This window comes from Rouxiella aceris (assembly GCF_012933545.1).
GTDB lineage: Bacteria > Pseudomonadota > Gammaproteobacteria > Enterobacterales > Enterobacteriaceae > Rouxiella > Rouxiella aceris.
Map to the genome: position 1 here is coordinate 59980 of NZ_JAADJU010000001.1, position 14383 is coordinate 74362.

The window sequence follows — 14383 nt, forward strand, 5'->3', positions numbered from 1 at the left end:
AGCCTGCTCCGCCCTGCCCTTTACCCCGCCACCAACCGTTCCACCAGACCACTGCGCCTTTGCGTTGGCGTACGAATAGACTGGCTTAACACCTTTTCACTGCAATAGAGCGACAGCTGCCGTTTGGCACGCGTCATCGCCGTATAAACCAGTTCACGCGTCAATACCGGCAAAAAATGGTTGGGTAAAACCAACAGCGTATGCTCGAACTCCGAGCCCTGGGACTTGTGCACCGTCATGGCATAGGCGGTATCATGCACCGGTAAGCGACTCGGCTGCACCGATTTGATTTGGCCATCGGGCAGTTGAAAATAGACGCGCAACTCTCCCAACTCATTATGCAGCGCAATACCAATATCGCCGTTAAACAGGCCAAGTGCGCTGTCATTGCGGCTGATCATCACCGGGCGGCCAACGTACCAGCGTCCGCCGAATGCCGTAGCGCCACGGATCAGCCCCTGCCGTTGCAGCATCTGCTCAATACGCTCATTTAAGCCGCTTAAACCAAATGGCCCTTCACGCAAGGCACACAGCACCTGAAAAGCACCGAACGCCCGCAGAATATCAGCAGGATCCTCCCCGCGCGCAACCGCCTGCAAGTAGGGGCGATAACCCGCCGTGCAGGCATCGAGCAAGGATTTAAAATCGTCAGTTTCGTTAAGCGGGAAGCAGCTGACATCGCTCAGGTCTTGTGACAACAATCGCCGCACCGCCTGACTGTCTCCGCTATTGACTGCCGTTGCCAGTCGACCAATACCGGAACTGGCGTCAAAGCGATAGCTTTTGCGCAGCAGACATAAGGAATCGCGTACACTGGAGGAGTGAGCCATCTCAGTGCCGACAATGGCACAGCCGGTTAATCGCGCTAACTGAGCGGCGCGTGCCGGGCTGTACCCCTGCTCGGCAAAACGGCAGATATCCCCCAACACCGCGCCCGCTTCTACGGAAGCCAACTGGTCGCGATCACCAAGAAAAATTACTCTGGCCTGCGCCGGCAGTGCGGCAATCAATCTGGCCATCATCGGCAGGTCAACCATTGAGGCTTCATCAACCACCAGCACGTCCAGATGCAGCGGATTGCCCTGGTGATAACGCATGCGTTGGCTGTGCGGCTGTGCACCAAGCAGACGGTGCAACGTTGAGGCCTCTTCCGGAAACAGCGCGCGCTGCTCCTCGGTCAATGGCAGTTTTCGACTCGCCTGCCCCAGTGATTCCGTTAATCTTGCCGCGGCCTTGCCGGTTGGTGCCGCCAGTTGGATCCGCAAACGGCTGTCCGGTTGCAACTGCACCAGTGCAGCCAATAGCCTGGCGACAGTGGTGGTTTTTCCGGTACCCGGACCGCCGGAGATAATGGCAATACGCCGGGTGACCGCTACCGCCGCCGCGACTTTTTGCCAGTTAATCTCATTGCTATCACCGGACCCAAAGAGCTGGTCGAGGATCTCGCGCAGTCGCGACTCATCGACGTCCATTTCACTATTTTGCTGGTCCAGCGCCAGCAGCTGTGCGGCATCTGCAATAAAAAAGTCGGCTACTTGCCCTTCGTCCTGCCACATTCGCTGTAAATATAAACGCTGCTGTTGCAATACCAGCGGCGTGGCCTGTTGGCCGTCCCCCACTGCCGGATGCGCCGTCAGCAATGCCAACCATGCGGCCTCATCAGGCTCGCCCGCCGCTTGCCACATGGCCTGCGCCAGAGCGGGAAAACGTCCTTCAAACAGCAGCTCAGGCTGTAACTCTGCCAGGCGCAGACAGACATGTCCGCGTCCGGCCTCGGCACTCAGGCAGGCAGCGGCCAGCATGATGGCAGGTTGATCGGCGGCCAGCATGCGTGCAAACTGCACGTCCAGCGCGCGCAGCGCCCCCAGCGCCATCGCCTGTTCACAAAGGGCAATCATGGCAGGCTCTCCTCTGCGGACAATAATCCCGGCGGCGAGGCAGCTTCACCTTTAAACAACTGATCCAGCGAGCTGACCAGGGCTTCATCCGGTCGATGGCAGAATACCCCCTGTTGTGGATGCTCTGCATCAATGCCACGTAAAAACAGATAGATAACACCACCGAAGTGTTCTTCATAGCGGTATCCCGCCAGTCGATGGCGCAAATAGCGGTGCAAGGCCAGGGTATAGAGCTGATATTGCAGATCGTAGCGATGCAAAGCCATGGCATTTTCCATGGCAGATTGGGTATAAGCGCTACCGTCTTCCCCCAGCCAGTTAGACTTATAGTCCAGCAGGTAATAACGTCCCTGCCAGCAATAGACCAGATCGATAAAACCTTTTAACATGCCTCGCACCTGGCGAAAATCCAGTGGCGGACAACGGGCCGACAAGGGATCGTAATGCCTGATCAACGCGTCCAACTGCGGCGCCTGCAACAAGTCATCGATGGGCAGATAGAATTGCAGCTCAGACTGATGCTGCCCCGGTTGCAGCGCGCCAAGACTCATACCGCTATCATCCAGCGGCGTGCTCAGCACGTTACTTAGCCAGGCGTGCAATACTGGCAGCCAGTCGCTGCTATAACCTTGTGCCTCCAGCTGTTCACCCAACCAATCGCTATCTATCGGCTGGCTAAAGTCAATTTCCTCAAACAGACTATGCAAAAAGGTCCCCGGACCCGCGCCGCGCGGAAAACTGTGTGGCGTCATTTGCGGCTCACTGTCCTGCGGCTGCTCACCGGCGGCTTCGACGTCAAGTTTCGGCAGGAGATCCTGCGCCAACGCTGAACCATGTTGTTGCAGGCCGGAGTAGCTGGTGACTCGCCAGAAATCGGCAATGGTACGGCTCATCTGTGCCGCGGCCAGCGGCAGCGCGGCAACTTCGGGCGCAATCCACGGATTTTGCTCCAGGGCATTAACTGGCGTCACGGCAATATCATCGCTGACCAGCTCGGCTAAACACTGTGCCAGCAAAGCGGCATCGCCGGCCTGCCCCTGCTGGATCAAATAGCCCAGCGCACTGTGGTGAAGGTCGGTCTCCCCCTGTTTTTTACGACTGCCCTGGATCAGCGGTGCAATCCCCAGGCTACAGTGATAAACCGAACGCGTCAGTGCAACATACAGCAGGCGTAAATCCTCGGCCAAACGCTCTTCTTCGGCAAGTTCGATACTTTGCTCATCCTCGCTCAAATCAAGCAAGGCGGCGAAATTTTGTCGATCGTGATACAGCCCGCGCTGCTGCGCACGGAAGTTGCTGATAAATGGCAGCCAAACCAGCGGATACTCCAACCCTTTGGATTTATGGATGGTCACCACTTTAACCAGATGCTTATCACTCTCCAGACGCAGCTGTTGGCTTTGCGACTGACTGTCGGGTTGGGCAATTTGCTGTGCCAGCCAGCGCACCAGTGCGTGCTCACTATCGAGTTGCACCGCCGCCTCTTGCAGCAGCTCGCCCAGATGCAGCAGATCGGTAAGTCGTCGCTCACCGCCGGGATTGGCCAGCAGATCTTCGGCAATATGCCGCTGCATAATCAGATTTTTAAGCATCGGCAAAACGCCGCGTTGCATCCAGCGCTGGCGATAACCATCAAATTCATCAACCAGTTTATCCCAGGCCAGTTCATCCTGACTGAGGGCATCTAGGGTCAAGGCATCCAGTCCCATCAGGCCGGTAGCCATGGCACTGCGCAATGTTCTTTCGTGTTCAGGGGTTAATACTGCCTGCAGCAGCCACAGCAGATCCAGGGCTTCGGCGGTAGCAAACACGCTATCGCGATTCGACAGATAGACCGAAGGAATATGCAATACGCTAAGCGCATCGCGGATCAGCGCCGCTTCCCGGCGGCTGCGGATCAGAATGGTAATATCCGACGCCTGTACCGGTCGACGATCTTCCCCTTCGCCAAGCCAGGCCTGCTGTTGCTGCCCGGCGGTCAGCCAGTCACGGATCTGTGACGCACAGTGTTGCGCCATAAACTGCTGATAATCGTTAACGCCAACCCCTTCTCCTGGCTGTAACCAGCACTGCAGACCCGGCTGGGTTTGCCCATGCAACTCAAAACGCAGCGTCGCATTTTTAGTTGCGGAAGAGACGGCAAGAAAGGGGATTTGCGAGAATAAAAACGGTGACGGCAAACGTGAAAACAGTTGATTGACGCTTTGTACCATTGACGCTGCGGAGCGCCAGTTGGTTTCCATTGTGTAGTGAGCACTGACTTCAGAACGCGCGCGCATATAGGTAAAAATATCCGCGCCGCGAAAAGCATAAATCGCCTGTTTGGGGTCGCCAATCAGTAACAGGCCGCATTCTGGCTGGTTGCCATACAGGCAGTGGAAAATACGGTATTGCTGCGGGTCCGTATCCTGAAACTCATCGATCATCGCCAACGGATAACGTTGACGGATGGCTTGTGCCAGCAGTTCACCGGCAGGTTGCTGTAAGGCACTATCAAGACGGCTAAGCAGATCGTCAAACCCCAGCTCGGCGTGCTGGCGTTTCTCTTCGGCAACCGAACGGCGGATCTCAACCAGCGCGCGGGCAATCACCAGATCGCGGATCGAGCGTGGCGCAGCGTATAGCGCATCAATGGCATCGAAAACCGTATGCCGGGGCGGCTCGCCCTTTTTGGTTTTATCTAATAGAACCGATTGTCGAAAGCGCTCCAGCTCTTTCGGCAAACGATAGCTTTCGGTAGCCTGCATCGCCCAGTCGCCAATCGTCGCCAGCCAGACCGGCAGAAAACGGCTGCTATAGCTGCGCTTATCCACGCCCGACTGGTTGATTTCATTGGCGATATCGCTTGCCGCCGCCATCCACTGCTGCTTGATCTCATCAATATGCGCCACAATGCGCTGATGCCGATGCTGCAGAGTTTCGTCATTATCTGGCGGGAAACGCAGCTGCGGTGCTTCACCGTGCAGATAAGAGGAGAGATCGGCCAGCAAGGCCTCAGGACCACTCCACTCCTGTGCCACCACGCGCGCAATATTCAACGGCAGCGGATAGCAGTAGCGGCGCCAAAAATCGGCGCAGGCCTGACGTCGCAGCGGCAGTTCATCCTGGATCAGCGTTTGCTCAAACAGGATCCCGGACTCAAAAGCATTATGCATCAGCATACGCTGGCAAAAACCGTGAATGGTATAAATTGCCGCCTCATCCATCTGACGCTCGGCGGCCAGCAAGGTTGCCGCTGCTGTAGATAAATCGGTGATTTCGGTCATTAACGCGGCCAGCATCGGGTTACCACTTTCACGACGAATGCAGGCCAGACGAAGCTCATGAATATTGCTGCGAATACGCCCGCGCAGCTCTTCTGTTGCCGCTTCGGTAAAGGTCACCACCAGGATCTCTTCAACGGTCAATGGGCGCGTAAAGGCGGCTTGCTGCCCCAGGCCAAGCAGCAGCCGCAGATAAAGTAGCGCCAGCGTAAAGGTTTTACCTGTACCCGCAGAAGCCTCGATCAGCCGCTCACCAGATAACGGCAACGTCAGGGGGTCAAGCTTGTGCGGGATGCTGTCTGTCATTATTTATTAACCTGATGTGGAAAGGTTTTTTGCAAACTGGAGGTCGTAGCATAGGTTTTCCAGCCAGCGGGGGCCGCATAGTGTGGCGTTTTGCTGTCATTCCCCGAGACCTGGGAAAGCATGCTAAAACCGGTCTGGGCAATCACTGCCTGATGATAGAAATCAGCCAGCTGTTTCTGTGTCAGCCCCTGGATCACGGCGATCACCTGATCTCGGGTGGTAAACTGTGCATTGCCACGGTCAAAATCTTCGTTAAAACGTCCGACTTCCTCGCCCATGGTTTGCGGCCGCTGCTGCAATTCATTTAACAAGCCTTGCTTATACTGGTTAAATTCACTGTCTTTCATGCCACGCAAACGCTTTTCAGCCTGGGGATAAAACGCCAGATAGCGCTGGTAAAGGTAAGCCGGTTGCTTGCTGTTACTTTGCAGCAGAAAGCCCAGCCCCCACTGCTTGCCCACAGGTATCGGGAAGGCAAACACCGCATAACCCAGTTGTTCCTGAGTACGCAGTTGGCTATAGAACCAGGGTTGGATAATTTGCCCGAGCAGCGAGCTGTAGGCCATGCTGTGAATTTCATCAAAGCCAACGGGTACATAGACCGCAGCAAGGGCCGAATCGGTGGAGGTGCCGACGCGCTGCATATTTACCTTTTGCGGTTTGCGGATCACAATAGTGCTGCCACGCCACCATTGGCTACCGGCAGGTTTCACCTTTTCTCTGATCCCCGCTACCATTTTCTCGACCTGAGGGGCGGTCATATTGCCCACCACCATCACTTCGAGCGCGCCTTTGGCAATCAGCTTTTGTCGATACTCGATCACCTGTTGCAGGGTAATGCCAGCGACCAATTTTTCCCGCACTTCGCGCTCACTGTAAGGCAGGCGAGAGATCAGTTGTACAGGCTGTAGCGCCAGCTCAAAGGCTTTGCCTTTATCTGCCGAGGCCAACCGCTCCAGATACCACGATTTCGCCTGTGCAAGCTGCTCGGCCGTTGGTACTACTTTGGGATATTCATCCACCAGCTCGCTGAGTAAGTCAGGCAGATGATCGGTGAAGCCATTGGCATTAAACTCCAGGCCATGATCCGGCGAAGTGGCAAAGCTGATACCGCCAATGGAGGCCTGATAGCTCAACTGGTCAAACGCCACCCCGGTCAGATAATCATTAAGACCGTAGAGCACCTGATTTTGGGCGGAATCCAGCGCCTGCTCACTGCGAAAAGCCAGAGTGACATCGGCTTTCGGTTCAGAAGAGAAGTAGCGGCTGGGCATATAAAAAACCCGCAAATCCGGTTGATTGACAAGCAACGCGGGACGCGTCTGATTATCATTTTTCGTCACTACGTCAAGATTTTCAGGAATATAAGGATTAAGCGTTGGTAAAGAGAGACTGATCTGCCCGGCTAACTGATGCCAGCGGCTAAAATCATCGACGGGGACTTTATCGACCTGATAGGGGGCATCAACAAAATAGGCCATTTTATTATGCGGTTCATTCGGGCTGATAAACCAGAATCGCGCATTCTCAGGAGTAAGCGCCGCCAGGCGATTATCGATGGCCTGGGGATCAAAGCGATCGGTAATATATGGCGAGTCCAGCACATGCTCCACCGGCACCCGCATCATGGTATCCACCAGCCACTCGACATAACCCATATCGCGAGTTACCGCGGGATAACGGAAATCCAGCGCCATAACATGGGCAATTTCGTTGAAATACTCTTTTGTTACCCCCTGAGCACGCATTAGTGACAGATAGTTAAAGATGGCGGCAATCACCTTATCCTTGTCCGCCAATCCTTTATCAGTCAGCGAAACCGAAATGGCAAAAATGCCCTGGTTGCGCTGCACCATGGGATCGGCACCGGCGCTGATACCATCGGCCAGCCCCTGTTTTTGCAACCAGTCCGACAAAGTATTCTTGCTGCGATTACCGATCAGGTAACTGATATAGGTATCGGTTTTACTGCGAAAATCAGCGCTGTTATTGTCGATGGCAAACTCAACGCGCAGCTGCTTGCGAGGTTCAGCAGGTACATAGTGGATCATAATCCCCTGCTGCTCAGGCGTGACGCTAGGCACGGTGATCGGCGGCACAACAGCATCATGATTGGCAATTTTGCCAAAAGTATCGGACGCAATCTGCGCCAGCTCTGGCAATGGTTTGTTACTGTAGATCACCCCAACCATCAAATTGGCAGAATAATAACGCTGATAAAAAGCGACCAGGGCATCGTGCAAGGTACTTTCGGGCTTATCTTTCAGGGTATCGAGATTGCCGCCGGCATAGCGCGAGCCGGGGTGGGCGGGATTGAGCGTTTCTGCTCTGACCTGCCCCATACGCATGCCGTCTCTGGAACGCGCCATAGTCAGTTCGGCATTGACCGCATTACGCTCTTTATCGGCGTACATCGGATCCAGCAACGGTTCACCCACGGCATCGGCCAGGCGATCTACCGCCTCTTTTAAGGCATCATTCTCTACCTCAAGGTAAAAAGCCGTGCGGTAAGAAGCGGTGCTGCCGTTATGGCTGCCGCCGTGCATCTTAAGGAATTCAGACAGGCTCTCAGGTTTTGGGTACTTCTTTGAACCCATAAGCAGCATATGTTCGGTGAAATGCGCCAGGCCTAGTTGCGCATCCGGATCCTGCAAGGAACCCACGGATACCGCCAGCGCCGCCAGAGACTTACTGGCGTCGCTATCCGACACCAGCAGCACCGTCATACCATTGGCCAATTTTATCGCCTGATACAGACGGGGGTCATTCTGACTTTTATGTATTGTTTCTGCAATTGGTTGCCAGTCTGTCGCCGACCAGACTGCGGGGGCCCAAAACGTCAACAACAACAGTAACCCGCTCATTCGGGTAAGCTGTTTCAACATTACTTGTCTCCCTTAATATAAGTAAGTTGCCCAAGAGGCAATTTGCCAGCATGACCCTGGCTTAAAAAGGTCGGCATTATCCGCACCTGAAATAATAATGACTCAACTCAGACCCCACGACAGACAGATAGTTGTCTTGTCACTGCTCGTTTACCCTGGTACAACGCCTGCACCGCGCAGTATAACCATCGGCACTGATGACTATGCCAGATTATGCTGGATAACAGGCAAAAGAAAACGCACCGATTCAGCAGTGATTGCCGCAATGTTTACTTGATCCAGTTGGCGCATAACCCGCTGTACGTAAGGATCCTCCCCCTCGCCCGGCACACGGCCATCTCCCTGCCATATCTGGATCAGTTTATTCTGCCCTTTGGCGAGCAATTCGGCATCGCTGCTCAACATGCCGCTCTGGCGATCGTAACAACTGTCTAACCACGCCCAACCGCTTTTGCTTAACAGCATCAATGGCGAGCTTAAGCCTTGGCGATAGCCGATGATCAGTTCCCCGAGATAGCGCATCGCGACATCAGGGGGGAGATTGGCAAAGCGAAATGCGGTACCGCTACGGCCAAACATTCTGCTTTCACCACTGCCACCGCTGGCACAATAAACGACATGCTCAATCCACAGTAGCAGACCATCGCGAGCCAGCAAGGCGGCAGGTCGCCAACGCAGCAGCCCGTCAGCCTGTACCTGATGCATCCAGCCGGTAAGTTGTACATCGCCAACCTCAAGGGCAAGTTCCATGCTGCCCGCCTCGCCGCGCGCCTCACGCACCTGGTCGGCTAATTCGCTCATCTCCTCACACTGCTTGCTCCAGAAAATTTCACCGAAGGCACCATAAGGCAGACCGCCAGAAGCTTTTACATGGTTAAACAAAACGGCAGGATCCTGCTGTTCAATCAAGGTATTCAGCAACTGGGTATTAAGCTGATAACGATTAAGGTTATCGACAATAAACGGCTCTTCATCCGAGAGCTCGGTTTCTTCCAGGGTAAAACTGACATTCAGTCGCATTTGAAAAAAAGCTTTGATCGGATGACGATAAAAACGCAGCAGACTATCCAGCGAGATTTCCGTCAAAGGCAGCTCGCTTAGCGGCTGATTAAAATCACTGATCGCGGTCCCTTGGCCACCCGCGGCGGGCAGCCATTCAGCGGCATAACTGCAGGCTTCATTACCGCCATCAAAATTGCCGGCATCAAAGGGGGTGCGCGAATGCCACTGCGCCAAATGGTCGCGCACGCGGATTTCGCTATCGTCGGCGCTAAGCTGGCGATCCTGTTCCAGACAATAACTCTGGCCGATATATTCCATCAGTTCACTGACCAGCACCGAAGGGTAACGCAGGCTATTGTCCTGAATAGAACGACCAATATAGCTGATATACAGCTGCTCCTGTGCCGACAGTATCGCCTCCAGGAACAGATAGCGGTCATCGTCACGACGACTGCGGTCACCACGTTTAATTTGCCGAGCCATCAGGTCAAAGCCTAGTGGCGGCAACGTGCGCGGATAAACCCCGTCATTCATACCCAACAGACAGACGACTTTGAACGGGATCGAACGCATTGGCATCAGTGTACAAAAGTTAATTGGCCCGGCCAGGAAGCGCTGGCTGATGCGTTCCTGGTCAAGACGCGAAGCCAGCTCATCACGCAATATCGATAAGGGGACATCATCGGGATAGCGCGAAGTGACGCCCTGATTAATCACTTTTTGCCACTGCTGTTCTATCAGTGCCAGCGCCACTTCTGTCTCCCCTTCTGGTGAAAAGAAGGTGGCAAGCAGCTCATGGCAAATGGGCAACCAGTCATTGAGTTTACGCGACTGGGCAAGGCGGATACGCCATTGGCTGAGTTGCATCAGTAGTTCAGCCAGGTGTCCGGCCAGTTCTGCCGCCAGTCCGGTCGACTCGTCGTAAGGCAGAACTCCCTGCCAGTCCCCTGCTCGGCTATCCATGGCATAACCAAGCAGCATGCGGGTCAAACCAAAGTGCCAGGTATGTTGACCAGTGGCGGGCAAAGCAAGCTCGCGGACGTTGTCATCATCCAATCCCCAGCGAATACCCGACTCGCCGACCCATTGGCGCAATAGTCTCAGACCTTCTTCATCAATGGAGAAACGGCTGGCCAGCGCCGGGACTTCCAGCAGCGCCAACACCTGTTCGGAGGTAAAACGGCTTAACGGCAGGTCGAGCAGCGAAATAAAAGCCTGTAGCGCCGGGTGCGACTGGCTGGCTTTGCGGTCAGAAATTGAAAATGGCAGATAACGGTCTGGCGAAGCATTACCAAATACCGCCTGAATATAGGGGGCATAGCTGTCAATATCTGCCACCATCACAATAATATCGCGCGGACTCAGTTGTGGATCCTGGTCCATCATCGCCAACAGGTTATCGTGTAATACTTCCACTTCACGCTGAGGGCTGTGGCAAATATGCACACTAATTGAGCGATCGCTCGCCTGCAACACCCGCTTGCTTTCACTGCTGTTGAGGGTTTCCGGAGTCATACCGACTACCGCATAATCTTCGAGATCGAGCATATCCTGCTGGATAGCATGCAGCAGGTTATCGTGGCCGACATCGACAAAAGCGTGCACTTCCTGGATCGCATCCACCTGGGATAACAGGAACATATGGTCGCGTCCCAGTTTACCCCAGGAGGCCAGCAACGGATTACTCAGGTTCTGCTCACCCTCCTGGTTAAACAACTGTTCGGCCTGCTCGGGATCGCGAAACAGCGACGACTCGCCAGCCTCGAGATAGTGACGGCGTTTGCGGCTTTGCAGACGCGCCAGAAAAGCATAATTCTGGATATCCCCCCAATAATAGCGGCAGGGATTGGTAAACATCAGATGGATATCAATATGCTGACCCAGGGCTTGCAGCGCCTGTAGATAAACCGGCGGCAATGCCGAAATACCGCAAATAAAGACCCTTTGCGGCAAATCAGCCGGACAGCTGCTGGCACCGTCGAGCGCCTGAATAAAGTGTTCATAAAGATTGGCACGGTGCCATTTTGGCTGCTGGAGTTCTTCGGTGTAGTCACACAGCGCTCGCCAAAGCGGTGCCTGCCAGTGTTGTGAGTCCTCCAGCCCCTCAACCAATTGCCCCTGCTGCCAACTCTTTAGCCATTCAGGTCGATAAACCAGATATTGGTCAAACAAATCGGCAACGCGTGAGGCCAACTGGTGGATCTTTCTTTTATCACCGTCGTCAGTTAGATAGTGCTGAAGAGCGGCAAACTCAGGCTCCGTCAGCTTGCCGGGTAATAGCCACATCAGTTTCCAGGTCATGGCATCTTTACTGAATGCACTCTCCTTGGGGATGCCGGGCAGCACTTTGGTGAACATATCCCAAATAAAGGTCGCCGGTAGCGGAAACGCGATATTGGCAGCAATACCAAAAGAGTGGGCCAGCTCCATTTGCAGCCACTGCGCCATTCCGGGGCTTTGTACCAGTATCACTTCCTGCTGAAAGGGCCCCGCCAACGGACGGCCTTCAATAAGCCGCGTTGTCAGTATTTTCAGCAAATCCAACTGGTTGGAATGGTAAACAGTAAACATATCTTTTTCCTTGAGGCGCAAAAGCGACATCAGCAAAGAGGCAAAGGGTGGCGTATTATGCTGTAAATCCCTTGGCGGCAAATTGACAGCCATTTATATTAAGCACTTGGCTACAGAGGTTGCTACTTTACCCACCGACCGCGCTAATGCAAAGCCGCCAGGTCAACATCATGAATATTTACCCTTTTTTCCTCTCACCCATCGTCAGCAACGGGCTGGCAGAGCCAGCGACTGAGGGTACTCTTATAACCGAGAGGGGTGACCACACTGGCGGTTATCCGCTGACAACCCGGGGTAGTTGCCTGCTGAGTGATCGCTGCCTGCCAGCCAGGCAGAGACAACACTTTACCTTTGCCTGTTGCTGCGTAACTTTCCAGTTGCTCATGAGCTTCCTGCCAGGCCTGACGCATCTGCCATTGGCGACTAAAACCCTGCCCCAGAAATTGGTAATACTGCAGCAAACCCAGCACCGAGACCGAGAGCAGCAGGGTAGCCAAAAGCACCTCCGGTAAACTAAAGCCCTGTTGCTGGTTCACCACGTTATTCACCGCTTTGTTCCTCCTGGCATTGCAGCTCATCCCGGAATGGGCAGAAATCCAGCCATCCGTTATCCAGCGCCTTAAAACGTAACCGTTCCCACTCATCGCCCTGCCGGATCGCCCGTTGATATAAAAACACCGGCAAAGTCCCCCTCTTATCTTGCCCTTCGCCTCTTAATATATAGAGATCGACAAGCTCTGCGGGTTTGACACAGCTTGTCAGGCGTTGGCGCGAAGCACCGGCTTCTGTTACTGGTTCTGCATAGGTGGCACATTGCCAACCGCCAGCAGTAAAAGGCTCCCAACTACGACTGAGTCCCCAATTAAGCGATGAGGCAGCAAGCTCCCAGGCGACCCAATATCCCTGCTCACTACGCGTTAGCGCCAAAGCCGAATCCAGATACTGATTTACCTTGTTAAGCGCCAGCAGACCAAGAGTCATCATCATCATAATACTCAAAATTAATGCATTACCCTGCGCCAGCCGCCGCGATCTTTCAGATTGACAGGCAACAGTGCCAAAGACTGAGACGGTGGAACGGCCCAAATCATGCCATACCTTTAACCGGCACAGGGTTTTGTCCTTTGTCATGATGTTTATTGACTGTATGTTCATTGCCCTTGCACCACTACCTCAAGCCGATTGTTTACCGTGGGATACTTCAGCCAATGAGCTGCAAGTTGTAAAACATAACGCGTTTTACCGCTTGCCCCTTTCTCGGCCGACAGTTGAAAGCGGCTCAGGAAAACCTCGGAGGGATCCAGCAGACGCTCCCAGCCGACACTATTACACTGCGTTACGCCGCGCTGGCTTTCCAACATGCCATCACGCAAACGGTAGCCAAAGAACTCTGACTCAGAGTGTTCTGCCGGTTCCCAGCGACCGTTGCGATTCAGATCATAGGCCAGGATAACGCATGAGTTTTCAGCCTCGCCGCTGGCGTGGGAAATCACCACCGCCTTGCCGGGGCAACTTCCGGCACAAAAGCCTGCGCGACGAAGGTCTTTGGTCAGTGTCTGCGTTGTTTGCCGTAAAAGTTGGTCCAGTTGATAATGCTGGCTAAGCAGCTGTGTTCTTTGCCTGAGTAGGGGAAAGATCTGCATGGCACCCAGTATCAACATACTGCCAATGCCCAGCGCCATCATCGCCTCCGGCAGAGTAAAACCTTTGGCCATTTTTATCGACATTGCGCAGCGCACGCTAATTAACATAGTGCTATCCCCGCCATGGGTTGTGCTTCACTGCATAACCGCAGCCGTCCTCTGGCCGACAGTATCAACCGCACCTTGCCGGCAGCATTACTCAGGGTAATATGCCCGGCCTGCGCCATATTCCTTCGGCCATAAAAACCCATAATTTTCTCGGAATATGCCGCAAGAGTCATATCTTGATAGGCAAGCTGGAAAGAAGCGGCTCCGGCCTGCAAACAGGTTGCCGGTTTTACGCCACTGCCCACGCAGCCGCCCGGTCCATCGATAATCCACAGCAGGCGCGTCTGGTTATACTGGTAGGCAGTGACCTGCAACTGCGTAAGATAAATACGCAATTGCTGAACCTGTTGTTCAAGCTGCAAACGTTGCTGATAAGCTTGCCATCCGCTTAATGACCAAAGACTGAACATGGCAATCAGTGCCAGCACCAGCATGATTTCTATCAGGGTCATTCCCTGCTCTCCTGCCAAAGAATACGTTTTCATCGGGCAAGTGTAGTTCGCCTGGCGCTGGCTACCAGCGACAAAAATTCAGGTTTCGCTAAGCCTCGCAAAAAAAATTGCTGACATGCAAAAACTGACATAACCGCCTGGAGATATCTCCCAACAGTATGAATGGACTATAAAAAATGGTGACAGCACAAGCTGATTGGCTTAACAATAAAAGGCGTGAAGGGGAACAGCGGGAGCGAAGAGAAAGGGGTACCG

At 54.0% G+C, this 14383-nt stretch carries 8 protein-coding genes; all 8 read right to left on the bottom strand.

Annotated features, from left to right (window positions below; translation table 11 throughout):
* Nucleotides 1-20: 20 nt before the first annotated feature.
* Nucleotides 21-1898 (bottom strand): exodeoxyribonuclease V subunit alpha, encoded by a 1878-nt coding sequence (gene recD, locus GW590_RS00305; RefSeq protein WP_169401043.1) that lies wholly within the window; start codon nt 1896-1898, stop codon nt 21-23.
* A complete protein-coding gene (gene recB, locus GW590_RS00310) occupies nt 1895-5467 on the bottom strand; it encodes an exodeoxyribonuclease V subunit beta (protein ID WP_169401044.1) in 3573 nt (1190 codons plus the stop codon). The genes recD and recB overlap by 4 nt, the downstream gene beginning before the upstream one ends.
* Nucleotides 5467-8352 carry a pitrilysin gene (gene ptrA / locus GW590_RS00315; RefSeq protein ID WP_169401045.1) on the bottom strand — a complete coding sequence of 962 codons (2886 nt, stop codon included), beginning with the start codon at nt 8350-8352 and terminating at the stop codon, nt 5467-5469. Before ptrA ends, recB begins: the two co-directional genes overlap by 1 nt.
* A 201-nt stretch (nt 8353-8553) precedes the next feature.
* Nucleotides 8554-11925 (bottom strand): exodeoxyribonuclease V subunit gamma, encoded by a 3372-nt coding sequence (recC, locus tag GW590_RS00320; RefSeq protein WP_169401046.1) that lies wholly within the window; start codon nt 11923-11925, stop codon nt 8554-8556.
* 194 nt (nt 11926-12119) lie between these two features.
* Nucleotides 12120-12473 carry a prepilin-type N-terminal cleavage/methylation domain-containing protein gene (locus tag GW590_RS00325; protein WP_408014894.1) on the bottom strand — a complete coding sequence of 118 codons (354 nt, stop codon included), beginning with the start codon at nt 12471-12473 and terminating at the stop codon, nt 12120-12122.
* Nucleotides 12466-13056: a YgdB family protein gene (locus tag GW590_RS00330; RefSeq protein ID WP_169401048.1), complete on the bottom strand. Its 591-nt coding sequence runs from the start codon at nt 13054-13056 to the stop codon at nt 12466-12468. Before GW590_RS00330 ends, GW590_RS00325 begins: the two co-directional genes overlap by 8 nt.
* Nucleotides 13057-13076: 20 nt before the next feature.
* Nucleotides 13077-13676 (bottom strand): prepilin peptidase-dependent protein, encoded by a 600-nt coding sequence (locus GW590_RS00335; protein WP_235955818.1) that lies wholly within the window; start codon nt 13674-13676, stop codon nt 13077-13079.
* Nucleotides 13670-14161 (bottom strand): prepilin peptidase-dependent protein, encoded by a 492-nt coding sequence (locus GW590_RS00340; RefSeq protein ID WP_169401049.1) that lies wholly within the window; start codon nt 14159-14161, stop codon nt 13670-13672. The genes GW590_RS00335 and GW590_RS00340 overlap by 7 nt, the downstream gene beginning before the upstream one ends.
* Nucleotides 14162-14383 lie beyond the last annotated feature (222 nt).

What these genes read in the sequence shown, in the direction of transcription:
- GW590_RS00340 (WP_169401049.1), bottom strand. Translation starts at nt 14,161, where the DNA reads ATGAAAACGTATTCTTTGGCAGGAGAGCAGGGAATGACCCTGATAGAA.
- recB (WP_169401044.1), bottom strand. Translation starts at nt 5,467, where the DNA reads ATGACAGACAGCATCCCGCACAAGCTTGACCCCCTGACGTTGCCGTTA.
- GW590_RS00330 (WP_169401048.1), bottom strand. Translation starts at nt 13,056, where the DNA reads ATGACAAAGGACAAAACCCTGTGCCGGTTAAAGGTATGGCATGATTTG.
- GW590_RS00335 (WP_235955818.1), bottom strand. Translation starts at nt 13,676, where the DNA reads ATGTTAATTAGCGTGCGCTGCGCAATGTCGATAAAAATGGCCAAAGGT.
- recD (WP_169401043.1), bottom strand. Translation starts at nt 1,898, where the DNA reads ATGATTGCCCTTTGTGAACAGGCGATGGCGCTGGGGGCGCTGCGCGCG.
- recC (WP_169401046.1), bottom strand. Translation starts at nt 11,925, where the DNA reads ATGTTTACTGTTTACCATTCCAACCAGTTGGATTTGCTGAAAATACTG.
- ptrA (WP_169401045.1), bottom strand. Translation starts at nt 8,352, where the DNA reads ATGTTGAAACAGCTTACCCGAATGAGCGGGTTACTGTTGTTGTTGACG.